The 26,521-nt window shown below is 62.2% G+C and carries 22 protein-coding genes and 1 other RNA gene; 22 read left to right on the top strand and 1 reads right to left on the bottom strand.

The window, feature by feature from the left end:
- The first annotated feature begins 20 nt into the window (after positions 1-20).
- Positions 21-2,063, top strand: a complete 2,043-nt coding sequence (locus OXI69_10410; GenBank protein MDE2666555.1) for a hypothetical protein — start codon at positions 21-23, stop codon at positions 2,061-2,063.
- Here OXI69_10410 and OXI69_10405 read toward each other — a convergent pair.
- The gene (locus OXI69_10405; GenBank protein ID MDE2666554.1) at positions 2,058-3,674 is read right to left on the bottom strand and encodes a gamma-glutamyltransferase family protein; all 1,617 of its coding nucleotides are present in this window, start codon (positions 3,672-3,674) and stop codon (positions 2,058-2,060) included. The two genes, OXI69_10410 and OXI69_10405, sit on opposite strands and share 6 nt — an antisense overlap.
- Positions 3,675-4,479: 805 nt before the next feature.
- On the opposite strand from OXI69_10405, the gene OXI69_10400 reads away from it, so the two are divergent.
- The 21 genes from OXI69_10400 to OXI69_10300 all read left to right on the top strand — a co-directional run bounded on the left by OXI69_10400 (position 4,480) and on the right by OXI69_10300 (position 26,416).
- Positions 4,480-6,111 (top strand): pyridoxal-dependent decarboxylase, encoded by a 1,632-nt coding sequence (locus OXI69_10400; protein ID MDE2666553.1) that lies wholly within the window; start codon positions 4,480-4,482, stop codon positions 6,109-6,111.
- A 202-nt stretch (positions 6,112-6,313) separates the two neighbouring features.
- Entirely contained in the window at positions 6,314-7,261 is a 948-nt protein-coding gene (rbsC, locus tag OXI69_10395; protein ID MDE2666552.1) for a ribose ABC transporter permease, read from the top strand.
- Between the two features lie 67 nt (positions 7,262-7,328).
- A complete protein-coding gene (locus tag OXI69_10390; GenBank protein ID MDE2666551.1) occupies positions 7,329-8,357 on the top strand; it encodes a sugar ABC transporter substrate-binding protein in 1,029 nt (342 codons plus the stop codon).
- An 8-nt stretch (positions 8,358-8,365) separates the two neighbouring features.
- Positions 8,366-8,605 (top strand): hypothetical protein, encoded by a 240-nt coding sequence (locus tag OXI69_10385; GenBank protein ID MDE2666550.1) that lies wholly within the window; start codon positions 8,366-8,368, stop codon positions 8,603-8,605.
- Positions 8,606-8,915: 310 nt separating this feature from the next.
- Positions 8,916-9,014: signal recognition particle sRNA small type (gene ffs, locus OXI69_10380), an RNA gene on the top strand.
- 212 nt (positions 9,015-9,226) lie between these two features.
- Positions 9,227-10,888 carry a DNA polymerase III subunit gamma/tau gene (dnaX, locus tag OXI69_10375; protein MDE2666549.1) on the top strand — a complete coding sequence of 554 codons (1,662 nt, stop codon included), beginning with the start codon at positions 9,227-9,229 and terminating at the stop codon, positions 10,886-10,888.
- A 30-nt stretch (positions 10,889-10,918) separates the two neighbouring features.
- Positions 10,919-11,221, top strand: coding sequence for a YbaB/EbfC family nucleoid-associated protein (locus tag OXI69_10370; protein MDE2666548.1), 303 nt, complete (start codon positions 10,919-10,921; stop codon positions 11,219-11,221).
- Between the two features lie 75 nt (positions 11,222-11,296).
- Positions 11,297-11,896: a recombination mediator RecR gene (recR, locus tag OXI69_10365; protein MDE2666547.1), complete on the top strand. Its 600-nt coding sequence runs from the start codon at positions 11,297-11,299 to the stop codon at positions 11,894-11,896.
- A gap of 46 nt (positions 11,897-11,942) precedes the next feature.
- Positions 11,943-12,683 (top strand): SDR family oxidoreductase, encoded by a 741-nt coding sequence (locus OXI69_10360; protein ID MDE2666546.1) that lies wholly within the window; start codon positions 11,943-11,945, stop codon positions 12,681-12,683.
- A 138-nt stretch (positions 12,684-12,821) separates the two neighbouring features.
- Complete coding sequence (locus OXI69_10355; GenBank protein ID MDE2666545.1) at positions 12,822-13,658, top strand: DUF3108 domain-containing protein; 837 nt, start codon at positions 12,822-12,824, stop codon at positions 13,656-13,658.
- Between the two features lie 462 nt (positions 13,659-14,120).
- Positions 14,121-15,125, top strand: coding sequence for a glycosyltransferase family 2 protein (locus tag OXI69_10350; protein ID MDE2666544.1), 1,005 nt, complete (start codon positions 14,121-14,123; stop codon positions 15,123-15,125).
- A 77-nt stretch (positions 15,126-15,202) separates the two neighbouring features.
- Complete coding sequence (locus OXI69_10345) at positions 15,203-16,516, top strand: glycosyltransferase (protein ID MDE2666543.1); 1,314 nt, start codon at positions 15,203-15,205, stop codon at positions 16,514-16,516.
- The gene (locus tag OXI69_10340) at positions 16,513-17,280 is read left to right on the top strand and encodes a class I SAM-dependent methyltransferase (GenBank protein MDE2666542.1); all 768 of its coding nucleotides are present in this window, start codon (positions 16,513-16,515) and stop codon (positions 17,278-17,280) included. The genes OXI69_10345 and OXI69_10340 overlap by 4 nt, the downstream gene beginning before the upstream one ends.
- The gene (locus tag OXI69_10335; protein ID MDE2666541.1) at positions 17,277-18,101 is read left to right on the top strand and encodes a class I SAM-dependent methyltransferase; all 825 of its coding nucleotides are present in this window, start codon (positions 17,277-17,279) and stop codon (positions 18,099-18,101) included. Before OXI69_10340 ends, OXI69_10335 begins: the two co-directional genes overlap by 4 nt.
- 66 nt (positions 18,102-18,167) lie before the next feature.
- Complete coding sequence (gene ruvX / locus OXI69_10330) at positions 18,168-18,587, top strand: Holliday junction resolvase RuvX (GenBank protein MDE2666540.1); 420 nt, start codon at positions 18,168-18,170, stop codon at positions 18,585-18,587.
- Between the two features lie 98 nt (positions 18,588-18,685).
- Positions 18,686-19,720 (top strand): endolytic transglycosylase MltG, encoded by a 1,035-nt coding sequence (gene mltG, locus OXI69_10325; GenBank protein ID MDE2666539.1) that lies wholly within the window; start codon positions 18,686-18,688, stop codon positions 19,718-19,720.
- Positions 19,721-19,904: 184 nt separating this feature from the next.
- Entirely contained in the window at positions 19,905-22,745 is a 2,841-nt protein-coding gene (locus tag OXI69_10320) for a pitrilysin family protein (protein MDE2666538.1), read from the top strand.
- Entirely contained in the window at positions 22,742-23,935 is a 1,194-nt protein-coding gene (bioF, locus tag OXI69_10315) for an 8-amino-7-oxononanoate synthase (GenBank protein ID MDE2666537.1), read from the top strand. The genes OXI69_10320 and bioF overlap by 4 nt, the downstream gene beginning before the upstream one ends.
- A gap of 258 nt (positions 23,936-24,193) precedes the next feature.
- Positions 24,194-25,000 (top strand): dethiobiotin synthase, encoded by an 807-nt coding sequence (bioD, locus tag OXI69_10310; GenBank protein MDE2666536.1) that lies wholly within the window; start codon positions 24,194-24,196, stop codon positions 24,998-25,000.
- Positions 24,997-25,836, top strand: a complete 840-nt coding sequence (locus OXI69_10305; GenBank protein MDE2666535.1) for a deoxyribonuclease IV — start codon at positions 24,997-24,999, stop codon at positions 25,834-25,836. Before bioD ends, OXI69_10305 begins: the two co-directional genes overlap by 4 nt.
- Complete coding sequence (locus tag OXI69_10300; protein ID MDE2666534.1) at positions 25,829-26,416, top strand: histidine phosphatase family protein; 588 nt, start codon at positions 25,829-25,831, stop codon at positions 26,414-26,416. The genes OXI69_10305 and OXI69_10300 overlap by 8 nt, the downstream gene beginning before the upstream one ends.
- The last annotated feature ends 105 nt before the right edge of the window (positions 26,417-26,521 follow it).

The following is a 26,521-nucleotide window of genomic DNA, read 5'->3' as shown; positions in this document are numbered from 1 at the left end:
TCAAACCATCCCCATTTACCATGCAACCAAAACACGCCAGTAAAACGAATTCAGAGAAGAAGCTGCTGGATCGCCGGGGGTTCCTGGCGGCGTCGGCCGCCCTGGGAGCCGGACTGCTGGAACTCACCGGCTGTTCTCTTGTCGGCGGCAAGTCCCGGGAACTCAGGGGAAAGACCTATTCGGTGCGGGTGGATGGGGAGGGGGGCCTCAGTGTCCATCAGAAGGGCGGAGAGGTGGTCTGGGAGAGTTCCAGCGCCTTGAAGCCCCAACTGATTCTGGACCCCGACTCTGCCGGGAAGGAGCGGATTCTGAGCTTTGGCGAGGCGGCTGTCAAGGAGTGGCAGCCCTTCGAAGAAGGCCGCCACCAAGGATACCGGACCCGATTGGGTGCATTTCCCGGCACCGACGTGGAAATCGAGCTGGTGCACGGCCTGGATTCCGAAACGGATGAGCTGCTGGTTCGCCTGGAACAGACCGGTGGCCAGGACCGCATCCAGCGCGTGAACCATTTTTACCGCATCGAGAAACCCACCAGCGACGGCGGGTATCTGTTGGTCCCCCATGGCTCCGGCTACTTGATTCCGGCGGAGATGGCCGAGAGCATGCCCAAGGGAGATTCGGTTCGCGGCAACCTGGTGGGGGGCCGTTACAGCCTGCCCCTGTTCGGCCTGGTCAAGGGAGGCCACACCCTCTACCAGATCGTGGAGACTTTCTGGGACTGCAGCGTGGAGGTCGACCACCTGCCGGGCGAGGTTTCGCTGGTGGATTTCAACTGGCTGGCGTCGCTGGGAGAGCTCGGCTACGCCCGGCAGTTCCTGATGCGCTTCGCCCAGGATCTGGACCACGTGGGCATCGCCAAGGCTTACCGCCGCTATGCCCGCGACAAGGGGTTCTTTCGAACGTTGGCTGACAGGGCCAAGCAACTGCCCGCCATCGACCGATACCTGCGAGGCTTCGAATTCCGCTGGGTCTACTGGAAGTCCAGAGACGAGTCGCGAGTGGTGAAAGACCTGCAGCGCTGGACGCGTCTCGGCCTGCCCATCAATTTCTTCTTTCCCAAATGGTCTCCCGGCACTACCGCTCGCAACGATGCCAGCGCCTGGCAGGCCTTTCTGCGCCGGCGTCCGGTGGAAGGCGGCTGGAGAAGGCTCAGGCGCCTGGCCGACCGGGCTCGGCGATACGGGGCCCTGATCAAGGTCTTCATCAATCCCAATACCAATCTGAAGGGAGCCCCCGGCTACGACCCGGCCCGGTCCTCACGCGACCGGTCGGGAGAGTTGCATCCCAGGCCCAACTTCTGGGGCGATGGCCTCAGCCCCCAGTTCGGACCCGAGTCCGTGCGCCGTGCGCTGGACTACGCCAAGTCGCGGGGTTTCGAGCCCGATGCCCTCTATTTCGATGGATACGCCTTTCACGGCGGCCACCGGGAGGACTTTTCTCCGGACCACCCGGTATCTCGCAAATTGGCCATCGAAAAGCAGATCGAGTGCTTTCGCGAGACGCGGAAGCGGGGAATCATCCCAGGCGCCGAACTGGCCCGGTTCTGGTGCGTCTCCGAGTGCGATTTCTTCTTCTTTACCGACTGGTCCCGAGACCGGCTTGCGGTGGGAGAACCCATCCCCTGGTTCCAGCTCGTCTTTCACGAATGCTACGCGGCCTGCTTCTCGGGCGGGGGATACGGGCGTTACGACTGGCCGGAAGACAAGAACCCCCGCCTGTACGAACTCCTCTTTACCGCTGCCCCGTCTTACAACTGGATCCTGCCCTACGGGGACGAATTTCCGGGAACCGGATTGGAGGACGGCGTTCCGATCCAGGATTGGGGGACCACCCCCATGCGGCGGCGCATCCAGTGGCTGCGGCGCTGGAGCGCCTATTTCCGGAAAACCGCCCACGCCGAAATGACCGCTCACCAGTTTCTCAACCCCGAGCGCAGCCTGCAGCGCCTGCAGTTCGACAACGAAGTCACGGCCGAGTTCGATTTCTCCAAAGGGCTCTGCCGAATTCAGGGCGTGGAAGGCTTCAGCGGGGATTGGGAAAAGCCCCATGAGGGCAGGCTATAGCCGGCTGTCCTCCACCTGCAGGGCCATGCCGTCGGCGCCGGTGTCGGCCGCGCCGCTCAGCGCTCCGCTTTCCGAGTCAATCCCAATGGCGTGAACCAAGGCGAACCCGCCGTGGCTGACAGGCATTCGCTGGATGGGGTGCTTCTTGCGGACCTCCGCGCAGACTCCTTCCGGAATGCGAGCCTGGCAGGTGATGGCGTCCACCTGGCAATCGAAGCGGGGCGCCAGAACCGCCTCGGTGACGGACATGCCGAAATCGACGTGATTGAGAATCACCGAGAGCACGGCGGTGATGATCCGGGTGGCGCCGGGAGCTCCCACCACCAGGATCGGATTCCCGTCGCGGGAGACGATGGTCGGCGTCATTCCGGTGGTACGTCCCTTGCCGGCCAGAATGCTGTTGGGGTGGCCGGCGTAGGGGTGGAAATTGATCATGGAGTTGTTGTACATGAAGCCCAGTCCGGGAGTAATCACCCCGGATGAGGTGCCCAGGGAATGAGTCAGAGAAACCCGATTTCCCCAGCGGTCGACCACACTGATGTGGGTGGTGTCGGTGGAGCCCGTCTGGACCCGAAACGGCTCGATTTCCTTTCCTGAATCGATGACTTCCCGCCACTGCCGGGCCCGTTCCTTGGAAACCAGCCACTGCTGGGGAACCTTCGCGAAATGGGGATCCCCCAGGTAGCGGTTTCGATCGGCGAAAGCGGCCTTCATGGCCATCGAAACCAGGTGGATGTAGGCTGGGGAATTGTGGTCCAGGCGGGCCAGATCGTAACCTTCCAGGATGTTCAGGATGGCTGCCAGGGTGGCGCCGCCGTGGGGAGCCGGCGCCGTATGAATGAGGAGGTCGCGGTAGGTCACGACCACCGGAGGCTCATCCCGTACCTGGTATCCGGACAGGTCCTGAGGGGTGATCCAGCTCTGGTGAGCCTCCAGATCGGAGGTCATGGCACGGGCCATCTCACCCAGGTAGAAATCCTGGGGCCCCTCTCGCGCAAGCCGCTCCAGGGTGCGCCCGTAGTCGGGGTTGCGAAGGCGGTCTCCCGCCTCGTAGGTGCTGCCGTCAGCCTTAAGGTAAATCCTGCTGGCCTCGGGTGTGACTGCCAGCTTCTCCTGCAGCGAGGTGGTTTCGTAGTAGTGGGGCTTTTCCCTCCAGCGGGTGGCCATGGAGGCGCTGACCTGCCAGCCCTCTTCTGCCAGCTCGATGGCGGGCTGCACTAATTCGGGCCAGGGGCGGCTGCACCAGCGGCTGTGGATCGTCTCCAGGCCGCGGATGGTCCCAGGGGTGCAGATCGAGAGATAGCCGTCTTCATTGACTTGGTCCCGGAGCTGGAATCCCCAACCGCCCGGATTGGGGCCGATCACCTGCGATTCCCACATCTCTGGTCTGACCCTGGAACCCGCCAGGGCGGGAGCATCCAGGATGGGAAGGGGCTCGGCCGTCCGCCCCAGCCAACAGTTGAGCAACAGGTAGCCGCCCACTCCACAGGAATGGGGATCGACCAGGAACTGGATCCAGGCGCAGGCCAGGGCGGCATCGAAGGCGTTGCCTCCCGCGGCCAGCACTTTGGCGCCCTGCTCAACCGCTTCCGGTTGAGGGGCCACGATCATTCCAGGCATAACATTCCCCGCTGGGGCTACGGTAGCGACCGCCCCAAGTATGCAGAGGTTTCCAGGTCATGGGAACTCTTTTTCGGGCAGCCCGCCACAGTTTGGCGGCTCGGCGGGCTTCCCACCGCATCAGCCTTCGCCATTCGGCTCGGCTTCTGCGACTCCCCCCTGGAGGGAGTCGGTGAGACAAGGGCTCCGCCCGCGGTCGAACCGGTGGGGGGTAACATGGCGTTCCCTACCTTTTTTTGGAGGCATTGCGTTTCGGGGACGGGTGCTTTCTATTCGCCGCATTCGCGGCTGGGTTGGCGCGGACCCATACGACCCCGGGTTGACACCCGGGGCTACGCTGAGCCGCAGCTACGCAGCTCTATAAGGATGGCCCGTAGATGGCGTCTCGCCTGGTAACCCACGTCAACCGCAGCATTCGCAGCTCTCCCCAAACCCACAACACTGCCGGGGGAAACGTGCTTGTCTATTGGAATAATTCCTCGGGCGGCAGTCCGGAGATTCCAGTCGAGCCGGAGGGGGACTATGGCGGCGTTCCGGGAGTGAGTTTCTGCCACCATGGGCTTTTCCCCAACTTCTCTGTTTTCCGAGTCTCTGCAACCAACCGGCGGCAGGTCCCAAACCCTCCCGCCTTTCCCGATACGGGCTTAACGCGTAAACTCTTCTCTGGAAGCCCGATTCCCGGTGAGAATGGCTTGGCTGGGGCTTGAGCTTCGACCATGCCAGGCACTTCTTGGCAGGAAGCCGGCATCCAACGGACCATGGACAGAGACTTGCGGACCTGTGATGGAGGCAACTGATGAGCTATCGAGACATCCTTCAAAAGATTCGGCTCGCCTTTCCCCAGCCGGTCTCAGACCCGATCCACGATTCCTATTTCGTTCACTCCATCATGCGTGCGCTGGATCAGGTCGATGGACTCAAGACGCAGTTGCCGATTCTCGGTTCCGTCGTCTCCGGTGATTTCGAGCAGGCGAGAAAAGCCACCATGCCCGATCGGATGTCCTCGGTCGAGCACGTGACCTCCGACCTCGTCGGCTATCTTCGGGGCATGACGATCTTCGGCCATCCTCACACCCAACAGAATGTCATTCCCCCCCCCACCATTTCCAGCCTGATCGGCGTGCTGCTGGCTTCCCTGCACAACCCCAATCTCGCCTGGGACGAATACAGCCGTCTGGTGGCTTTGGCTGAGGCCGAGGCGGTCGGCATGACGGCACAGTTGGTCGAGTACGATCCGGAACAGTCGGGTGGCGTTTTTACCTTCGGCGGAACCGGCACCACTCTCTACGGGGTAAAGATCGGTTTGGAAAAGGCCTGTCCACAGGCCATGGGGAAGGGCACACCCGAAGGCACGGTTGTGTTCGTTTCGGATGCCGGACATTACTGTGCCCATAACGTCGTCGGTTGGCTGGGCCTGGGCACCGAAAACCTGGTCACGATTCCGACAACGGATGACAACGAGATGGACCTGGATCGCTTCGAGCAGGAGGCCAGGGCGGCATTGGCGAGCGGGAAGAAGATCGCCGCCATTATTGCGACCCTGGGAACCACTGATGCTTTCGGCTTGGATGACTTGCAGGGAATCGTGAGCCTGCGGGATGCCTGGGTGGAGGAATTCAAACTGGACTACCGTCCCCACGTTCACGCCGATGCCGTCATCGGCTGGGCCTGGTCGGTTTTCAACGACTACGACTTCGGGAGCAATCCGCTGGGTTTTCGTCCGCGAACCCTCCGGGCTCTGGCGGGAGCCTGTCGCCGCATCCGCCATCTGTCACTGGCCGATTCCGTTGGCGTGGATTTCCACAAAACCGGCTTTGCACCCTACGTTTCCAGCCTGGTTCTCTTCCGGGAGCGGGAAGACCTGGGCCTGGTGGCGCGGTCCCCGGAGCAGATGCCCTACCTCTATCATTTCGGAGATCATCGCCCCGGCACCTTCACGCTGGAGACGACCCGGGCCGGGACGGGCCCCCTGGCGGCGCTCGGAAACTACCGATTGTTCGGGAAACAGGGATTGCAGGTCATCCTTGGATACATCGTGGAGATGGCGCAACTCCTGCGGGAGCATCTGGAGGGTCACGAAGGAATAACCGTGTTGAACCGGGAGAATTTCGGGACGGTGACCCTGTTCAGGGCCTATCCTGCCGGTGTGGATACGTTCGCGATCAAGCGTCAGGAATTCAATGACCCCGCCTGTCGGGATGTCCTGATCTCCAATAACGAATATAATCGAGCCATTTTCCGGTATGTGCATTCCGAAGCCATGGCCGGGCGGGGCGCCGTTATTTCCTCCACCGATTGCTACCGGCGCACCACCTACCAGGAGCCCATCTTCGCCCTGAAGTCCTACATCCTGTCGCCCTTTGTCGATGAAGGCCATATCGAGGTCGTGGTCGCCAAGGTGCTGGAAGCCAGGGAGAAAATCTCCTGAGAGTGCCTGCCACTTTTTTCGACTTCCCCTTGCGTGGTAAAACGGAAGTTTGATCTCATTGCGTTCCGATGTGCGGGTCCCGCGCAACGGGGACGTTTCCGCAATGGTTGCCGAGTCTGCATGCCGGTGGAAGGAAGGACCGGGGCTTGCTCGAATTCAACACTGGCAGCGAAGTCCGCTGTCTTGGCTGGTAAGCCGACTCATGAGACTTCATCGGTTCATTTCCATACCGGGGCGTCAATTGGGAACGCTTCTGGGTCTACTGAGCCTGTGTGTGGTGCTCTGGATCCTTACTCCCTATTTCCTGACCCTCTCGAACCTTCTCAACATTGTGGAGCAGTCCTCCGTGATCGCCATCATGGCGGCCGGGATGACCTTTGTCATCATTACCGCCGGAATCGACCTCTCGGTGGGTTCGGTTCTGGCCCTGTCCGGCGTGGTGATGGCCACGCTGTTGCAGGCCGGTGTTCCGCTCCCACTGGCCCTGGCGGCCAGCCTGGTCACCGGATTTCTCTGCGGCCTGCTCAACGGTGTCCTGATTACCCGGGGGCGACTCCCGCCCTTCATTTCGACCCTGGGAATGATGAGCGTCGCCCGGGGCGCCGCCCTGCTCGTGACCCAGGGAAGGCCGGTATCAGGATTCTCGGAATCCTTTCGATTCCTGGCTTCGGGCGAGATCCTCTACGTTCCGATTCCCATCCTCATCATGCTCCTGGTCTTTCTTGCGGCGGCAGTCCTGCTGGGGAAGACCGGCTTTGGCCGACATGTATACGCCATTGGTGGCAACGAGGAGGCGGCCCTTCTGTCCGGTGTCGACGTCAGAAAACTCAAGACCCTGGTCTACGGAATTTGCGGGATGCTGAGCGGGTTGGCTGCCGTCATCCTGACGGCTCGTCTCAACTCGGCCCAACCCATTGCCGGCATCATGTACGAGCTGGATGCCATCGCCGCCACCGTGATCGGAGGAACCAGCCTGATGGGCGGCGAAGGCACCGTTTTCGGGACACTGGTGGGAGCCCTGATCATGGGGGTCCTGCGAAACGGGCTGAACCTTCTGGATGTTTCTTCCTTCGTGCAGCAGATCGTCATCGGTTCGGTGATCATTCTGGCTGTGTTGGTGGACATGTTTCTCAAGAATCGCAGAGCCTGACCAGGACAATTTCTTCGTGGGGCTGCGAACGGCTGACGGTCCTGATCGGGGCAGAAAAGGGAAAACAATGAACTCAAGCAAGCGTCCTGATCGTCGTTCAATCCTGATGCTTCTCACCACGGTCTGCATCGGCCTGACCTGGCTGCAATGCGGGAGGGGAACCGGACCCTCTGCCCACGATCCCGTCATCGCCCTGGTGATGAAGACGCTCAATCACCCCTACTTCCTCGATATGCAGCGGGGCGCCAAGGAGGCTGCCCGCAATTTGAACATCCGACTGGTGATACAGGCCGCCGAGCGGGAGATAGACGTCGAAAAGCAGATGCAGATCGTGGAGAACATGATCCAGAGGAGGGTTTCGGCCCTCTGCATCGCTCCCAGCGGCTCCCGGGAAATCGTGCCCGTCATCGTGAAGGCCAATCGAGCCGGGATCCCGGTACTGATCGTGGATACCCGTGTCGACCGGGAGGCGCTGAACCAAGCCGGAGGTGAGATCGCCGGATTCGTGGGGTCTGACAACCTGCGGGGAGGCCGGGTGGCGGGTGAATACCTGGTGGAGCATCTGAACGGACAGGGGAGGGTTGCCATATTGGAGGGAATCCCCGGACATGAAACCGGGGACTCTCGACTCCGGGGCTTCCACCAGGTCATTCGGAATCATCCGGGCATTCAGGTGCTGTCGTCTCAGACTGCCAACTGGGAGCGAGCCCTGGGATATACCGTGTTTCAGAACATGCTCCAGGCTCAGCCCGACATCGAGGCTCTTTTCTCCTGCAGCGACATGATGGCCCTGGGCGCCATCGAGGCCATCGCCGAGGCCGGGCGGGAAGGGTCCATCGTGGTCGTGGGTTTCGACGCGGCCAGCGAAGCCAGGGAAGCGGTCCGGCAGGGCAGGTTGCTGGCCAGTGTGGCCCAATTCCCCTACGATATGGGCAAACGGGTGGTCGAAAACGCGGTCGAAGTTCTCAAGGGCAACCCGATCGAGAAGGATGTGGAGGTGCCGATTCAACTGATTACCAAGGAGGTCCTGGACGCAGAAGCGCCTCCCAACGCCCCAGCCACCGGCCCTAAGAAAAATGGGGAAAGTCCAGGATAATTACCACCTTGATCGAACGGAAGTTGATGTGCCAAACTACCATCATGACGATTGAGATTGGTGGTTTTATCGGCCTCGCCGCCCTGTTGGTTGGCTTGTTTGCTTGGTTGCGCCAGGACATCTCCAAGTTGAGTGAACGGATTACCGCTGTAGAGCGTAGTCAAGCTGAAATTCGCGAGCGCATGGCCAAGCTTGAAGGACTGCTGGAAGGGTTGCGAGAGGCGATTACCCGCCGAACCGTCGCTTGAGGAGTAGAGTCTGGTGGGTTGTTGAATTGCCGGAAAAACGGTAATCGGTTTGCAGTAAGATTACTTCCTGTACGTTCATCGCCCCCCTCCACGGCGGGCTCGAATAAGGTGCCACCCCTCCCCCCCTTCTGGCTGGGCAAGACGCCTTTACTAATGCCGCCATCCCCCGAGTGAATATTTCACGTGCCATAAACACCGGACACGTCACATACTAACGACGTCGCTGACCTCCTGCTGACACCCTTTTCCCTGGACAGCGCCCAGGTTATTCACTACCATGCGGCCTGCTTCGCAAAACGAATTCATCAGGTCTCGGGCTCCGTGCGATCCGGATCCGCAAACCCCGCCAGGTTCGGAAGAAAGCAACGGTAGTGGACTCCCGGAGGTGCCGCGGAAAAACCCGGGGCCTGGCCAGTTCAAGGTCGTTTCCGGACCGGCAGTTCACTTCCCCAATCTCCCGCCTGTGGTTTCGATTCTCCCGATTCGAGTGGATTGCGAGACCCCGCTTGATTCAAGAACGAGGGTTCCCTGCCTGCCGGTTCCGAGGGCGAAGGACCCCCGCGACCTGCCGTGCGGCGGGCGGGGGCGAAGTGTGAATGCGAAGGATTTTGGGACAGGCTCATGAGTTATCAGGTTCTGGCCCGCAAGTGGCGGCCGCAAACGTTTGCTTCGATTGTGGGGCAGGGAGCCACGGCGGAGACCCTCAAGAACGCCATCTCCCAGAATCGCATCGCCCATGCCTATCTGTTTGCCGGGGCGCGGGGAGTGGGCAAGACCACCACGGCCCGGATCCTGGCCAAGGCGTTGAACTGCCAGCAGGGCCCGACCGTCAATCCCTGCAACGACTGCGCTTCCTGTCGGGAGGTGACTTCAGGCCAATCCATCGATGTTCTCGAGATAGATGCGGCCTCCAACCGCGGCATTGACGAAATTCGTGAACTGCGGGAAAGCGTCAGATACCGGGCGGCACGAGATCGCTACAAGGTTTTCATCATCGATGAAGTTCATATGCTCACTACCGAGGCATTCAACGCGCTGCTAAAAACCCTGGAAGAACCTCCTGCGCACGTGGTCTTCATCCTGGCCACGACCGAGCTGCACAAGGTGCCCGGAACCATCCTTTCCCGTTGCCAGCACTTCAACTTCCGCGCCATCAGCTACCGAGAAATTTTTGAGCGCTTGGAGTTGATCGCCCGTGAAGAGCGGGTCCGGATCGGTGAGCGGGCCCTGAGCGCCATTGCCCGGGCTTCCGAGGGGAGCCTTCGCGACGGGGAGTCGCTGCTGGACCAGGCGATTTCCCTTTGCGGCGAGGAGGTGGGGGAAGAGCAGGTGCGGGACTTGTTGGGCGTTGTCCCCCAGCAGTTGCTGGAGGATGTTGCCGCCGCCGTCATCGCCCGCGACACCAAGCAGGTGCTGGCGCTGGTGGATCAGGTCCTGACCAGCGGCAGGAACCCCCAGCAGTTGGTTCGCGAGTTGATGGGCCATTTCCGCAACCTGCTGATGGTCAAGGTCGCGGGCAAGGACTCTCAACTGGTGGCTGCCCCGGCGGAGGACCTGGCACGCTTGCAGACCCTCAGCGCCCAACTCTCGGAGGAGGATGTCACCCGGTTTTTCCAAATTCTGGTGGCAACCGAGGGAGAGTTGCGTGGTTCGGCTCACCCCCGGTTGCATCTGGAATTGGGCCTGGTCCGCATGGTTCAGGCCAAGCGCCTGGCAGCGCTGGAGGAATTGCTGGCGGCTTTCTCCGGAGATGCCCCTCCAGGAAACCCCGAACCGCCGGCCACGCCCGGCCCTCCACGGTCCGCCCCTTCGCCTCCCCCTGCCATCTTCCAGGATTCCGGCCCGCCTACTCCGGCCGTGGCGGGTACACTCCTGGATCGCATCCGTGAGGCGGCATTCAGCGATTCCCCGATGGTGGCATCCCTGCTGGGGAAGGCTTCGGACGCGACTGTCGCGGGAGACGAGATCAGAGTCCGGTTTGCAGCCGGTCAGCGCGGTTCGCGCGAGTTGCTGCAGGACGGCGAGAAGCGGGAGGTGATAGCGAGGGCGAGCGCCAAACTCGAAGGACGCCGTTTGAAGGTGAGTCTGCTGGTGGAAGAGGACGGGCCGTCCTCGGGAACTCCACTCCCGGCTGAAGTTCCACCGAGGACTGAGGTCATGCCGCCTTCGGAAGATGAGATTGAAAGGCGGGAGTCGAAGCGGATTCTCGAGGACAAGCGAGTGCAGAGCTTTCTGGAAGTGTTTCAGGTTCAGGAGAAACCGGAGGTTCGGAAGCTGAAGTAGAGTCGGTCCGATGTTGGCATGGAGGCCCTGATGAAGAACATTCAGCAGATCATGAAACAGGCGCAGCAGATGCAGGAGCAGCTGCAGAAGCAGATGGCGGAGTTGTCGGTCGAGGGTACGGCCGGTGGAGGAATGGTGTTGGTCAGGATGAACGGACTCAAGCAGGTGTCCGAAGTGAAGATAGACCCCGATGCCGCAGGCTCCGGAGACCTGGAGATGTTGCAGGATCTGGTGGTTGCCGCCTTCAACGAGGCGGCGCGCAAAGTGGATGAAGCCATGGCAGGTCAGATTGGAGGCCTCACCGGGGGATTGCGGATTCCGGGAATGATGTAGTCCAGCCGATTCTTCCCGGTCTTTTCCGTTCCGGAAACCTCCGTTGCCCGGCCACCCAGTCGCCGTCCGGTCAAAATGCGTGACTACGCCCGCCCCGTCGAGGAATTGATCGCCGAGCTCAAGAAGCTGCCGGGCATCGGTTCCAAGTCGGCCCAGCGCCTTGCCTTTCACATCGTGCGCGCGTCCTCGAGCGAGGCCCGCGGGCTGGCCGAGTCCATTCTTAACGTCATCGATTCGATCGGCTACTGTTCGGTCTGCTACAACATCACCGACGTCGATCCCTGCTTCTACTGCACCGATCCTCTTCGCGACCGCGGCCTGATTTGCGTGTTGGAGGAGCCCCACAACGTCATTGCCGTCGAGAAGACCCGCGAGTACCGGGGACTCTACCATGTGCTGCTGGGGGTGCTGTCTCCCCTCAACGGCATTGGTCCCGACCAGCTCAAGATCAAGGCGCTGCTGGAACGCCTGAAAGACGGGCAGGTCGAGGAAGTGATCGTGGCTACCAACCCCAGCGTGGAGGGCGAGGCTACGGCTCTCTATCTGTCCAAGCTGATCAAGCCGCTGCAGGTGCGGGTGACTCGTATCGCCATGGGAGTGCCGGTGGGCGGAGACCTGGAATACGCCGACGAAATTACCATGGCGAGAGCTCTGGAAGGCAGGCGGGATCTGTGAGATGAGGGTGCCGTCGCCGGCGGACCTCCGCCGGGATGAGGTTTCTATGGACATAGATGGCAAGGTGGTATTCATCACCGGGACTCGGAGAATCGGCCGCCTCGTCGGCGTCGCTTTGGGGCAAAGAGGGGCCAGGGTCGCCCTGGGGTATCACCGGTCCCGGGACTCGGCCGAGCAGGCGGCCCGGGAGCTTCGGGCCGCCGGCCGGGAAGCCATGCCGGTTCAGGCCGACTTGAGCCGTGAAGAAGAGATCAGCGATGCGGTGAAGCGTATAGCGGTAATGTGGGGCGGGGTTGACGTCCTGGTGAACCTGGCATCGGTATACGCCTCCAAGCCGTTCGAGGAGACGACCGGGAGCGACTGGGACCTCAACATGAACGTCAACCTGCGCAGCGCCTTCCTGTGCGCCCGGGCCGTCATACCGGGAATGAAAGCCAGGGGGGGCGGGAGGATCATCAATTGCGCCGATTGGACGGCTGCCAGCGGCCGTCCCCGATACAAGGGATATCTGCCCTATTATGTCTCCAAGGTGGGCGTAGTGGGCCTCACCGAGGCGCTGGCCCTGGAACTGGCTCCCTACAACATCCTGGTCAATGCCATTGCGCCGGGTCCCATGGTGCCGCCGCCCGATCTTGCTCCGGAGGACGTGGAAAAGGTGCGAGAGGTGACGCCCCTGGGCCGCTGGGGGGGCGGGGAACAGATCGCCCTGGCGGCGATGAGCCTGATCGAGAGCGATTTCATCACGGGCGAATGCATCCGGGTCGATGGAGGCCGCCATATTTTTTAAGGGTGGGTTCACCCCTTTGGCGGAAGACGCCCGGCGCAGGGTAGAGACGTCATCTGGAGGGAGTCGGGGCCGAAGGATCTCACGTATCGTATTGCCGAGAGTTTCGTGGCAGTTGACCCGGACACCCGGGCGAAGAGCATGAGCGACAGACTATTGTGGGGGATGATGGTGCTGGCGGCCGGAATTGCCGGCGGCAGTATCTGGGCTCAGGAGGGAGCGCCTCCTGCCGGTCCCATCGAGGGGGTGTCCCAGGCCTCAGGCCGGTCAAGTGGCGCTTTCCAGTCCGAAGTGGATGGCGGGTCCGGCTCCCTACCCTTTGAGGTGGGAGAACGCCTGGCCTATCGCGTATCCTGGGCGGAGACCCTGGAGGCCGGCAGGGCTGAGTTGCGGGTGGCCTCCAGGGGCTCCGAAGGCTCGGGGGGCTATCGGTTGGTGCTGGATGCCGAAAGCACCCCTGCGATGACCTCTGTCTATCGCCTGCAGTTTCAGTGTTCTTCCCTTTTCGACCCCCATCAGGGGCTCAGCCGGGAGTACCGAAGATCCTTCAAGGAGAACGGCAGGACTGTGCGGGATAGAGTTGTCTTCAACCCCGCGGGCGGAACGGCCAGGTATGTCGACTCCAACAAGCAGGTCAACAAGCTCACGATCCAATTGGGCGCCCAGGATCCGGTCTCGGCCATCTACCTGCTGCGCACGTTGGGCCTGAAGCCGGGGTTGCGGATCCTGTTCCCTATCGTGGAAGGTGGAGAGACCTTCGAAGCCGATGTCAGGGTCGCTGGGAGTGAGCTGATTTCGACTGCACTGGGAAGTTTTGCGGCCCACAGGGTGGAAGCGGCTCTGCGGCGTGGGGGAAGCGTGCTGCGGGACAAGAAGATGACCCTCTGGTTCACCAATGACCCTCGACGAATACCGGTTCTGGCTTCGGTATCCCTTCCCTTCGGCTCGTTGCTGGTGGAATTGACCTCCGCTGACTGACGGGCCCCGGCCCTGCCGTGCGGATCATGTGGGAGTGAAACAACGGAAGTTCATAATCTATCCGGAGCAGAAACCATGTGCCGCCAAATCGGTCTGCTGCATTATTGAACATCGATGCACAGGATAGACAGGATTAAGCGGGTGAGAGGCTGCGCACAGGAAGCGAACCCAATCGTTGATCGGGTGCGCACGTGAAGTAATCCAAGAGCTTGGGAGACGGTTTTGGGGAATCGTTGTTCAAGAAAAGGTGGTGGTCGAACTCAAGGGGGTGAACACTCTCGTCCCGGAGCACTCAGACCAGACCATCAGCCAATAATCCTGTGCATCTTGTGCATCGATGTGAATCAAGAACCTGCCCATGCTTGACTTTGAACCGGTTTCCAGCCACCAGGCGCGGGCGTTTGTTTCAGGCATGCTGGGACACCGGCCTCACCGGGAGCCCGCTCTTCGTTCAGAGGCGTAATGAAGCTGATCGTTCAGATTCCCTGTTTCAACGAGGCGCACACCCTTCCCGAGGTGCTGAGCCGGCTCCCGAGAGCCTTGGACGGCCTGGATGCGATAGAGACCCTGGTGGTGGATGACGGGTCCACCGACGGCACCGCCGAAGCGGCTCGCAGGCTCGGCGTGACTCATCTGGTCGAGCTGGGACGGAACCGGGGGTTGGGCATCGCCTTTCGCACGGGCCTGGATGCCTGCCTGAGGCTTGGGGCAGACATTGTCGTCAATACCGACGGCGACAATCAGTATGCCGGCGAGGACGTGGAAGCCCTTATCGAACCGATCCTTCAGGATCGGGCCGACCTGGTGGTGGGCTCCCGGGACATTGAAGCCATTGCCTACTTTTCACCCGCCAAGAAATGGCTGCAGCGGCTGGGGAGCTGGCTGGTTCGCACGGTGGCCGGCTGTCCGGTGGAAGACACCACCAGCGGCTTCCGCGCCTACAATCGGGAAGCCGCCTTGCGGACCATTGTCCATACGCGGTTTTCCTACACCCTGGAAACGGTAATTCAGGCGGGCGCCGGTCCCCTCCGGGTGACCAGCGTGCCCATCCGGGTCAATCCAAAGCTGCGGGAGTCGCGACTGGCCAGATCCACCTGGTACTACCTCAAGAAGTCGGCAGTGACCATCCTTCGCATCTACACCATGTACAATCCGCTTCGCGTTTTTCTCCTCCTGGGAGGGGTCGGCTGCCTTTTGGGGTTCCTGTTGGGTCTGCGCTACCTCTATTTCTTTTTTCTGGAGTCTGCCGGAGGCCATGTGCAGTCGCTGATTCTGGCGGCCATCCTGATGATCGTGGGCTTTCAGGTCATTGTGGTTGGACTGGCGGCGGACCTGATCGCAGCCAATCGAAGGCTGAGCGAGGAGACTCTTTACCGGGTTCGCAAGCTGGAACTGAGCGAAAAAGGCGACGTGAACCATTCCAAAGCGGACTCGATGGAGGCCTCGGCACTCGAGATCCGCCAATAGTTGGTGTCCTGTCCCAGCAATAGGGTCACCATCTCCGATGGAGGTTCCAGCGGGAAACAGTCGGGAGGAGAGGCCCGTTGCGTTTCAGCCAACAGGCACTGTTGTGCACTCCCCCCGGAACCTCCATCGGCCCTCCGGGTTCGGGCGGAACGGCGCCGTCTTCGTCGTTGCTCCTGAAATCCGGCGCCTTTGCGCTCCGAAAGATGGCAACGCTATTTCCGAGACAGAACACCAGGCTTTCGGTGGTCGGTCCCACCCATCCCTTTCGGGGCGGCATCGCGCACTACACATCGCTGCTGGTCCGGGCGCTGCGGCGGCGATGCCGGGTCCAGTTTCTCTCCTACTCCCGCCAGTACCCCGCCTGGCTGTACCCCGGGGCCACTGACCGGGACCCCAGCTTGAAACCGGTCACCCTCGAGAAACCCGACGCAACCTTTGATGCCCTCAGCCCCCGGGCCTGGTGGCGCCTTCCCGGAAGGATTGCCCTCCACCACTCCGAGTTGGTCGTTCTCCCCTGGACGGCGGCCTATTGGGTCCCTTTTTACCACGTCTTCCTGAAGGCGCTGGCTAGGAACTCCGGCCCACCGGCCCTCTTCATTTGTCACAACGTGATCGAGCATGAGACATCCGGGCTGAAGAACTGGCTCTCCAGCAGGGTCCTGCGACGGGGAGATTACTTTCTCACCCATTCCGATTGGGACCGGGCCAACCTGCTGAAATGGATTGGGAGGGATCGGGCCCATCGAGTCACGGTGTCTCCGCACCCCATATATGACCACTTCAATGCAGCCGAGATCGACCCGGCCACTGCTCGAGCCCGACTCGGCGTGCACTGCGAAAGAGTCCTGCTGTTCTTCGGCTTTATCCGGGAATACAAGGGCCTCCGATACCTGCTGCAGAGCCTCCCGTTGATCCTGGACCGATTCCGGGTCCACCTGCTGGTGGCCGGAGAGAGTTGGGAAGATCTCCGGCCCTATCGGCAATTGATGGAGAAGCTGGACCTGGAAGAAAGGGTGACGTTGCATGCCCGCTATATTCCCGACGAAATGGTCGCCACTTACTTTGCAGCTGCCGACCTGGTCGTGGTTCCCTATACCAGCGCCACGCAGAGCGGTATCGTGCAGTTGGCCCATGGATTCAGGAAACCGGTAGTGGTGGGAAGGGTCGGCGGCATTCCCGAAGCGGTGGAGCAGGGACGCACCGGCTACCTGGTTCCGCCGCGCAATCCGGAGGCCATTGCGGAGGCTGTCATCCACTTCTTTTCAAGCGCTGGCAGCTCCACTATGGCCGGAAACATTGAAGCCAGGCTGCGGGAACATTCCTGGGAGCGCCTGGCGGAAGCGGTGGAGGCGGTTGGGAAATCGGCCGCGCCTGCCAGGGAACAAGCATGAGCCCTTCCCGCACTTTCCTGGGGCGTTTCCCCCCCTGGGTGGAAGACTACCTGGCCTCTCGAGAGGCCAAGGCCCAAAAGATTCTGCGGGTGTTGCAGCAACAGATCGCTCTCGACCGGAAACTCTCGCTATTGGACGTAGGCTGTAGTCAGGGTCAAATCACTCAGACGCTGGCCGAGCACTTCGGTCTGGTGGTAGGCGTCGACTACGCGGAGGAAGACGGTCGCCGGAAGGGGTTTCACTTCATTCGGGCGGACGGCTGTCGCCTTCCCCTGCGTTCAGACACTTTCGACGTCCTGCTGCTGAACCACGTGGTGGAGCACGTTCGCGTGCCGCAGCAACTGATTGACGAGGCCTGGCGGGTGCTTCGTCCGGGGGGGCTGTGCTATCTTGCCACCCCCAATCGGTACGGCTTGATGGAGCAGCACTATCGCTTGCCCCTCTTGTCCTGGTTTCCGAGGTGGCTGGCCGACCGCTATGTCCGCTGGACCGGACGGGGCCAGGCCTATCTCGACTATCCTCTCAGCTACCGGCAGCTGAACCGGCTGGCCCGCCGGTTTCGGGTCCGGAACCAGACCGCCGCGGTCCTGGCCGATGCGGAATTCTTCTTCCGGGACGATCCCGGTTTGAGCGGGCCGGCACGCTGGTTGCGGTGGTTTCCCCGCTGGTCCTTCGTCTTGCTGATGCCCTGGCTTCCCGTCTATATCCTGACCCTGAGGAAGGACGAAAACAGCCTGGAGGGTCGGACCGGAGACCAGTCTTGAGCACAGAGTTCAACCCCACCCTGGCCTATCTCTACCGCCGCTGGCTGATGCGCCGACTCCTGCAGCCGGTGGAATCGGGGCGTTTCCTGGAGATTGGGGTCGGCAGCGGGAACATTTATGAAGATCTGGTGGGTTGGGGGTGCCGTGGGCTCTGTCTGGATCTTAATCCGGCACTGATTCAAGAGCACCGGAGGCGATCCAGCCATCCGGCCGGCGTGGTGGAGTTTCGCACCCAGGATTTTTCTGAGGTGGAAGGACCCTTCGACCTGGTGCTGGCCTTCGAGGTTCTGGAGCACTACCTGGATGACCGGCAATGCCTGGAACGCTGGAGGGATCTGCTGTCCGCCGAAGGCATCCTGTTGTTTTCCGTGCCGGCTCACCAGCGTCGCTGGACCTCCAACGACACTCGAGCCGGCCACGCCCGAAGATACGAGAAAGCGGAGTTGATCCGAAAGCTCGGCCGGTCCGGCTTGGCGGCGGAGGCATTTTGCTGTTATGGGTTCCCGGTGCTGAACTGGACCTACCCGCTCTCCTCGCTCTTGTTCCCGGAGCGTGGTGAGACCACCGGCGCGAGCGGGTGCGTCGGAGCCCTTGCCCCGGCTGCCGGCGGTTCCATGAGGGATTTTGGGCGGACCTCCGTGAGTGGGGGCCGGCGTTTTGCCCGGCTGGCGAAGTGGTTGCTCAAGGAGCGGTTGTGGCGACCCTTCCTGCTGATGCAACGTCCCTTTCTGAGGAGGGACATGGGGACCGGATACATGGTGAAATGCCGGAAGACGGGCAGCGCGGAGCTTCTTGAGCCCGAAGTCTCCGGAGGTCCGTAGGCGGCGGAGCCGGCCAGGGAGCGGTATATAATGAGGGCTGGGTCAGCACGGAAAGGGTAACGCTCGATGCGGAGCATGGGTCTGGACGTGGGAGAGGTCCGGATAGGGATCGCGCTCAGTGACCAGACCGGTCTGATCGCACAGGGTCACGCCACCCTGGAGCGGTCCGGTTGGGACCGCGACCTCGCCTACTTGGCAGAGATGGCCGAGGCGCACGGGGTGGAGCGGTTCGTGGTCGGCAATCCGCTGAATCTGGACGGCTCGGCGGGAAGGCAGGCGGAACGTAGCCGGGATTTTGCCGACCGGCTGAAAGAGGCCACCGGACTGCCGGTGGTCTTGTGGGACGAGCGTTTCACCTCGCTCTCGGCGGAGAAGACCCTGATTGAAGCCGGTGTGAGACGGAAGAAACGCCGCGGGGCCATCGACCGGATGGCGGCCGCGATCATGCTTCAGAGCTACCTCGACTCCCGGAACCGGCAGTTCTGAATGATGAATGATGACCAGAGCTGCGGGGATTCTCGGAATCGGCAGTTCGGACTCAACCGGCCGGATCTATGACAACAGGCAGACGACTTGTGATTCTGATGTGCCTGGCAGGATTGGGGCTGCTGCTTGTGGGAGCGGGAGCCGGCGCCCTTGTCACTGCCTGGTACCATCCGCTCAAGAACTACTCGGAGCCGGAGAAGCTGCTGTGGATCGCTCCCGGCACCCCGTCGCCGGACATCGCCCGGCAACTGGAAACGGAAGGCATCATCAGCCATCGCCACCTTTTCCTGGCCTACGTCAAGACCTTGAAGTGGTCGAAGCCTCTCCAGGCGGGAGAATATCTGTTCCGGGAACCACTGACCATTCCACAGGTTGCCGAGCGCTTGAACCGGGGGTTGATCCACTATCGCGAGCTCACCATCCCGGAAGGTTCTTCTCTGTTTGAAATTCCGGATTTGTTCAGAGGGGGCGGCCCGGCTCTGCCCGAGGACTTCGACCGAATGCTTGAAGAGGTTGAGCTGATTCCCGATTTGGCTCCCAAGGCCGGCAATCTGGAGGGATTCCTGTTTCCGGACACCTATCGCTGGAACCGGCAGACGACGGCCCGGGATCTGATCCGTCAGATGGTTCAACGATTTCGCCAGGTGGCCGAGACTTACATTCTGCCCGAAATGGAAGCCAGTGGGTTGACCCTGCAACAAGTGGTAACGCTGGCTTCGCTGATCGAGACCGAAACGGGTATGCCCTCGGAGCGGGCCTTGGTTTCTTCGGTCTTTCACAACCGGCTGAGCCGGGGAATCCCGCTTCAGTGCGATCCCACCGTGATCTATGCCGCCAAGCTGAACGGACGGTTTCGAGGCAAGATCTACCAGTCCGACCTGGATTTCAGTTCGCCCTACAACACCTACACCATTGCCGGATTGCCTCCCGGCCCCATAGCCAATCCGGGGCTGAAATCACTCCAGGCCGCGATTCGTCCGGCAAAAACCAACTACCTCTACTTTGTCAGCGACAACCGGGGGGGACATGTCTTTTCAGAGACTTTGGCGCAGCATCAGCGGGCCGTGGGCGCTTATAGGAGGGCCCTCCGTAGCCAGCAGCGGCTCGCCCGGACCCGACGCACGGGATCCTGATAGTAGCAACCCGATCCAGCGGGTCCACTTGGCTCAGGGCCGGACCCGGCCGCGTGCTCCCGACCCGGGGTTGACTGCAGCCGCGCCCTCCGGCGAAGCCCGGTCCGCAGCACGTCCTGCCTCCAGCCCATTGCCCTGCCTTTGCGGCGCACTTCTGCTGGGGACTCTTGGGTTTTCGGGGGCTGTGGGAGCCCAGGATCCATCAACGGAAACTGCCCCGTCGGAGCAGACCGAGCCGCCGGTCTTCGGGGTGGTGGAGACCTATCTCGACAACGGCCTGAAGGTCCTGCTCAAGGAAGATCATTCCTCTCCAGTGGTCTCGGTGGGACTCTGGCTACGGGTGGGTTCACATGATTCGGGGCTGGGAACGTCCGGTATCTCCCATTTCGTCGAACACCTGACCCTCAGCTCCGGAAACCCGTCGTCCGCAACTGACCGTCCCTGGATTGTCCGCCACGCTGCCGGCCTCTTGCAGGGTTACACCTCTCTGGACCAGACCGCCTACTTTGCTTCGGTGGTGAAGAGCGAACTGGACGACCTGCTCAAACTGGCAGCCGGGCGCCTGCGGCACCAACGCTTTGAGTCCGGTCGGATCGAGCTGGAACGGGGTCTGGTAATTGCCGAGCTGTTGCGGCGTGAGGATGATTCCCGCCTGGCATTGGACTGGGAGATGGCGACTACGGCCCTGAAGCGGCACCCCTACCGCTGGCCTGCCGGGGGATGGGTCCCGGACGTGGAGCAGATGGATGGCAGCCGGCTTTGGGACCACTACCGCCGTTTTTACACGCCCGCCAACGCCATTCTGGTACTGGTCGGTGATATTGATGTGGACCGGGCCATGCGAGCGGTCCGTCGCCGGTTCGGTGTCATTCCCCGGAGACCGGCCCCGACCCGGGTGCCGCTGTCGGAGCCGGTGCAGCGGGGAGAACGGCGGCTGCGCCTCACCGGACCGGGAAGTGTCCCCTACTTGCAGATGGTCTTTCGGGCTCCCGGCGTCCACCAGAGCGATCTGTACGGGCTGTGGGTCCTGGACGCCATGTTGTGTCGTGCCAAGGGCCGGAGCGTCAGTCTGGATTCCCTGCAGGAAAGCGCTGCCAGAACCTCGCGCCTGTACCGGGCCCTGGTCGATTCCGAGGTCGCTACCCATGTCCACTCCAGCCTCCATGCCACCCGTCACCCCTACCTCTACAAGTTGTTGGTGACGCTTCCGGACAGCTCCCATTTCGAACTGGCCGAGGAGATGCTGGACCATGAGTTGGAACGTCTCAGAAACGGGGAATTTTCGGATGACGACCTGGACCGGGCCCGGAGGCAGATCAAGACTAGATTTCTTCTGGACCGGAACTCCGTCGGCAAGCTGGCTCATCAACTGGGCACCTTCGAATCCATCGCCAGCTTCCAGGTTCTGCAGCGTATGGAAGAGAAGATCGACGGGGTTTCCAGGGCCGACTTGCAGCGGGTTGCACGGCCGATTTTTTCCAAGGAAGCTCGCACGGTAGGCTGGTATCTTCCTCGGCCCGAGACCCCGGTCATTGGGGTGGAAAAGCTCGCCGCCACCAGCGCCGATCCCATATCCGGGGGGCGTAGACCAAAAAGCGTCGCTCCGAACCTGAGCTCGGCCCGGCCCGTTTTGGGTCCGCCCGGCCACGGCGCCATGTTTCCGGTGGCGCAAGTGGCCGGACGTCTTGGCGGCGGAGCGACAGTGGAGGGTCCAACCGGGCTTTCCGCGGAACCGGGGCCCTTGTTACCGTCGAGCCGGTTGGGACAACCCCTTCCGGAATCCTGGAGCACCAAGCGCCAGGTGCTGGGCAATGGAATGGTGGTATGGGTCGCGAGTCACCCGGCCCGGGATAGCTTCAGCCTGCGCTTGACCTTTGGAGCCGGAGCCGCCAGAGACGGCGACGACAGGGCGGGGCTGGCTCATCTCAGCGGACAATTGCTGCTGGACGGCACCGACGAAGCTCCATCCCCGGCGGAATCCATCGAATCGTCGGGAGTCTCCCTCGGTATCGGGACAAACTACCTGGCGACGGCGGTTCACCTTCAAGGAAGGGGTGAGGATCTCCCCGGGGCACTGGCCTCCTCGGCTCGAATGGTCCGAAGCCCCGGTTTTTCGGAGAGCGACTTCCGCCGGGAGCAGGGTGTGATCCTCAACGAGCTGCGCCTGGAAGCCGACAGCGGGGCTCACCGGGCCGAGCAGGCCTTTCGACGAAGGATTCATCCCCATGGTCATCCGTTCGGGCGCAATCTCAAGGGCAGTCTGGAGACGGTCGAGGTGTTGCAGCCCTCTGACGTGGAGGACTTCCGGCAGAGGTTCTACCGGCCGAATCGGCTGATCCTGTCGGTGGCCAGCGACCGGGGGGTTGAAGAGGTGCTGTCCGCCATCGCGGACCATTTTGGAGACTGGCAGGCGTTGGAGGCTCCCGTGTCTCAACCGGTCGAGGCCGTGGCTCCGGGGCTGGGAACCGGTCGGCACCTCATTCGATTGCGGGGGAGTTCCTACGGCACCCTGGTCCACGGGCTGCCCGGGGTTTCTCGCCGGCACCCCGACTACTTTCCGATGCTGGTGCTCTCGCAAATTCTAGGGCAGGGAGCCCGACTGGGCAGTACCAGGGCTGTGTCCGAAGGACCGGCCTCCTTCCCCTTCAGCGCCGGGGGCGCCAGCCTGGAGGGTGGGGTGTTCATGGTCCAACTGGGCGTGAAACCGGGAGAACTGGAGAGCGTGGTTTCCTACCTTGGAGAGCAAATGGCAGACCTGCGGGATCGGGAGGTGACCCCCGGAGAGGTGACGGCTGCCAAGAATTATCTGCTCAATCGGATGATGGTCGGCCTCTCCTCCAACAGTGGTCTGACCGCGGCCCTGACACAGGCCGAGTGGTTCGATCCCGGTGCCGACGCCCTGCGGGACTGGCTGGGTCGGATCCATGGGGTGACGGTGGATCAGGTGATCGATGTCTCCAGAACCCGGCTGCTGCTCGACCGTACGGCCACTGTGATTGCAGGTCCCGAAGCCGTGTTGCAATGAGCCAGGACTGGAACCAGTTCGTGGAAGGGGAGCTGAGCCGGCTGGAGTCGCTGGACAGGCGCCGCTCGCTCAGAAGAATCCTCGCTCACGAGAGTCCGCTGGTTGAATATCGGGGCCGCCGCCTGGTCAACTTCTCCAGCAACGACTACCTGGGCTTGTCACAGCACCCCGCGGTCAGGGAGGGTTCCACCCGGGCCATTGCGAGGGCGGGAGCCTCGGCAAGCAGCTCCAGGCTCATCTGCGGCAATTCGGATCTGCATGAAAGGCTGGAAGTGGCATTGGCCGAGTTGAAAGGCAAGGCGGCGGCCTTGACCTTTGCTTCCGGCTTCAGCGCCAATCTGGGCCTGCTCTCCAGTCTGGTCGGAGCCGGAGACCACATCTTCAGCGATGCGCTCAATCACGGTTCCATTGTGGACGGTTGCCGCCTCAGCAGCGCCTCCACCGTTGTCTTCAGGCACAACAACCTGGAACACCTGGAGGAGCTTCTGAAGGGCTGCGGCGGCGCTGGGCGTCGGCTGGTGGTGTCCGATTCGGTCTTCAGCATGGAAGGCGATCTGGCCGATCTGCCCGGTCTGATCAGCTTGTGCCGGCGTTACGACTGCCGGTTGATGCTGGACGAAGCCCATGCCACCGGGGTATTGGGATCCCGGGGAGGCGGCCTGGTGGAGCATTTCCAGGAAAGAGGCGCTGCCCGTCCGGAGGAAATCGAGTTGCTGATGGGCACTTTGAGCAAGGCCCTGGGATCCTTCGGCGGATTCGTAGCCTGCTCGGCTTCCATGAGGGACTACCTGATCAACAAGTGCCGGCCCTTTATCTTTGCGACCGCCCTGCCGCCGGCCCTCCTTGGAGCTGCCCTGGCCAGCCTGGAGCTGATTCGCCCTCCGTCAGAGGTCCGGGAAAGACTGCGGAGCAACATGCGGCTGATGCGCAGTCGGCTGGCGCAGCATGGTCTTGGCGGAGGCCAGGGACAGACCTCCATCTTCCCGGTGCTGTTGGGTTCGGAGGAGCGTGCGCTGGAGGTGAGTCGACAGCTCCTGGATCGGGGGTTCCTGGTGGCGGCCATCCGGCCCCCTTCCGTTCCGCCGGACACCAGTCGCTTGCGGATTACTGTGACGGCCAGCCACTCGGCAACCCAGATCGATGAACTGGTGGGTTGCCTGACTGAAATCGGGTGCCAGTCCGGATCCTGAGACGGTGCAGTCGCGAGGCAGGGGAGGCTGTGCCTCAGTAGAAAAAAGATATCCACGAAGGGACACGAAGGACGACGAAGGGCCACCAAGGTGTTGGAGGTGGTTTGAGAGGGGTCCGCCAAGGGTCGTGCAACGTCCCCTATTCACGTTCCTCTTTTGTTTTTTCTTCGTGGCCCTTTGTAGTTCTTCGTGATTCTTCGTGGATTACTCTTTGGTGCACAGTACCCTGTGCTGAGAAATGAGGGTGGGGAAGGTACGGTGGCAAGAGCTCGATATCGCGGTGTGATGGTTACGGGGACCGATACCGAGGTGGGGAAGACCGTAGTGGCGGCCGGCCTGGTTCGGTTTCTGAGGAGACAAGGCCTGGATGTGGGTGTCATGAAGCCCGTGGCCAGCGGGGCGGTGGAGTCCGCGGCGGCAGGACGGGTGTCTCCGGACGTAGTGGCGCTGGTGGAAGCCGCCGGCTGCTCCGATCCGGTTGAATGGGTCAACCCCTACTGCTTCACAGCCCCGGTAGCTCCGGCCCTGGCAGCCGAGTTGGAAGGGGTGTCCGTCGACCCGGGACGGATCGGCCACTGCTATGAACAACTCTGCAGCCGGCATGACCTGACGGTGGTGGAAGGCGCCGGCGGGGCCTTGACGCCGGTTTCCGGCAAGCTCTCGGTGGCCGATCTGGCCCAGCGACTGCGGATTCCTGCGCTGATCGTCTCTCGGGCGGGGTTGGGGACCATCAATCACACGGTCATGACGGTCGAGTGCCTGCGGAGCCGCGGGGTGGAATGCCTGGGATTCTTTCTGAACCGGTTTCCCCCAACCCCCGATCTGGCCGAGCGCACCAATGCGGACCGAATCGCCACCATCACCGGCGCTCTCCACCTGGGATCCATCCCGGAGGTGTCGGACCCGCTCGGAGCCGGATTTGCGGAGCACTTTCTGTGGTCGTCGGACGGGGGGAGCCTGCGGAAGGTGCTGCTGAGGTCGGAGCCGGAAGCAACGACGCAACCCCAAGTATCCGGCTATCCGGGCGGAAAGGGACGGCAATCGCGGGAGGTCCCCAAGTCATGATTCTGGGCGCCCATGTCTCCGCCGCCGGTGGGGTCCACAACTCGCCGGGCAATGGTCTCGAACTGGGTTGCCAGTCGATCCAGATCTTTACCCGGAATCAACGGCAATGGAAGGCCAAGCCCCTGACGGACAGCGAGGTGGAAGAGTTTCGTGGGGAGCTGCAGCGGTCAGGCATCCGGTCGACGGCGGCCCATGCCTCCTACCTGCTGAATCTGGGGAGTCCGGTGCCCGCTGTCCTGGCCCGCTCCCGGGAGGCGTTCTCTCAGGAGCTGGAGCGGTGCCGGCGACTGGGCCTGGATTACCTGGTCGTTCATCCCGGAGCCCACCTGGGGTCCGGGGAGTCGGCGGGCCTGCGTGCGGTTGCCGGCAGCTTGAATCGGACACTGGAGCAAAATCGGGATGCTCGCACCCGGATTCTGCTGGAAACCACGGCTGGGCAGGGGAGCCATTTGGGGTACCGCTTCGAGCACCTGGCGGAAATTCTCTCCCTGGTGCAGGAAACCGAACGGGTGGGCGTCTGCGTGGACACCTGCCACATTTTCGCCGCCGGCTACGACCTGCGGGACGGAGCCGGCTACCGTCGCACGCTTGACGAACTGGACCGGGTGCTGGGCTTGAGCCGGGTGAAGGCCTTTCACCTGAACGATTCCAAGCGTGAGTTGGGGAGCCGGGTGGACCGGCATGAACATATCGGCGAGGGCCGGATCGGGGCGGAGGGGTTCAGGCTCCTGGTCAACGACCGGCGCTTCGCTCAAACGCCCATGATCCTGGAGACGCCGGGCGGAGAGACCCATTACGGGAAAAACCTGAACCGGTTGAGGCAAATGCATGGCTGACACTGTGATCTGCCTGGTCCGCCACGGCCAATCGAGCCACAATTTGCGCAAGCTGGTGGCCGGACAAGTGCCCTCATGCCTCACCGCAAAGGGTCGGGAAGACGCCCGGGCGGTGGCGGCCTTGCTGAAGGACCACCGTTTCGATCGGATCTACTCCAGCGATCTGCGGCGGGCCCTGCAGACGGCGGAAGTCATCAGGGAGTCCCTGGCACTCGACTGTCCGGTACATATCTCCTCGTTGCTGCGGGAACTGGACTATGGCCGGTTCACGCAACGGCCGGTCCGCGAGACCTTTGCCTATCTGGACTATCGCCGTTGCCGGGACCGCCCCTACCCCGGGGGAGAAGGGTTCAGGGAGCTGGAACGGCGAGCCGACGCCTTCGCCCGGCGCCTCCGTTCGGAGGCAGCAGGACACAGCCTGCTGATTACGGCGCACGCGGGCCCCATCCGCATGTTGCTGGTGGTGTTGGGTGCTGTCGGACTCGACGATCTGCCCAGCCTGTTCATCAGCAACCGCTATGCCGGGGTGGTGATGCTGGACGATCGGGGAAGGTTTAAGGACTATCGGGAATTGGGTTAGCCCGCATTCCTCACCAGGGGGCATGATCATGGCGCAGGAATTTCCCCTTCAGCGCGGGCTCGCGACCGAAGAGCGTAGCGGTCACTACGGTCGAGGGAGCCTGTG

The organism is Acidobacteriota bacterium (assembly GCA_028875575.1).
Classification (GTDB): Bacteria; Acidobacteriota; Terriglobia; order Versatilivoradales; family Versatilivoraceae; genus Versatilivorator.
This window is presented reverse-complemented; position numbering and strand designations above follow the sequence as displayed.

Bases quoted from the DNA above. Each gene is read 5' to 3' on its own strand.
- OXI69_10360 (MDE2666546.1), top strand. From the start codon at position 11,943: ATGGACATAGATGGCAAGGTGGTATTCATCACCGGGACTCGGAGAATC.
- bioF (MDE2666537.1), top strand. From the start codon at position 22,742: ATGAGCCAGGACTGGAACCAGTTCGTGGAAGGGGAGCTGAGCCGGCTG.
- OXI69_10300 (MDE2666534.1), top strand. From the start codon at position 25,829: ATGGCTGACACTGTGATCTGCCTGGTCCGCCACGGCCAATCGAGCCAC.
- ruvX (MDE2666540.1), top strand. From the start codon at position 18,168: ATGCGGAGCATGGGTCTGGACGTGGGAGAGGTCCGGATAGGGATCGCG.
- dnaX (MDE2666549.1), top strand. From the start codon at position 9,227: ATGAGTTATCAGGTTCTGGCCCGCAAGTGGCGGCCGCAAACGTTTGCT.
- OXI69_10370 (MDE2666548.1), top strand. From the start codon at position 10,919: ATGAAGAACATTCAGCAGATCATGAAACAGGCGCAGCAGATGCAGGAG.
- OXI69_10390 (MDE2666551.1), top strand. From the start codon at position 7,329: ATGAACTCAAGCAAGCGTCCTGATCGTCGTTCAATCCTGATGCTTCTC.
- OXI69_10350 (MDE2666544.1), top strand. From the start codon at position 14,121: ATGAAGCTGATCGTTCAGATTCCCTGTTTCAACGAGGCGCACACCCTT.
- OXI69_10305 (MDE2666535.1), top strand. From the start codon at position 24,997: ATGATTCTGGGCGCCCATGTCTCCGCCGCCGGTGGGGTCCACAACTCG.
- rbsC (MDE2666552.1), top strand. From the start codon at position 6,314: ATGAGACTTCATCGGTTCATTTCCATACCGGGGCGTCAATTGGGAACG.
- OXI69_10340 (MDE2666542.1), top strand. From the start codon at position 16,513: ATGAGCCCTTCCCGCACTTTCCTGGGGCGTTTCCCCCCCTGGGTGGAA.
- OXI69_10410 (MDE2666555.1), top strand. From the start codon at position 21: ATGCAACCAAAACACGCCAGTAAAACGAATTCAGAGAAGAAGCTGCTG.
- OXI69_10405 (MDE2666554.1), bottom strand. From the start codon at position 3,674: ATGATCGTGGCCCCTCAACCGGAAGCGGTTGAGCAGGGCGCCAAAGTG.
- recR (MDE2666547.1), top strand. From the start codon at position 11,297: ATGCGTGACTACGCCCGCCCCGTCGAGGAATTGATCGCCGAGCTCAAG.
- OXI69_10400 (MDE2666553.1), top strand. From the start codon at position 4,480: ATGAGCTATCGAGACATCCTTCAAAAGATTCGGCTCGCCTTTCCCCAG.
- OXI69_10355 (MDE2666545.1), top strand. From the start codon at position 12,822: ATGAGCGACAGACTATTGTGGGGGATGATGGTGCTGGCGGCCGGAATT.
- mltG (MDE2666539.1), top strand. From the start codon at position 18,686: ATGTGCCTGGCAGGATTGGGGCTGCTGCTTGTGGGAGCGGGAGCCGGC.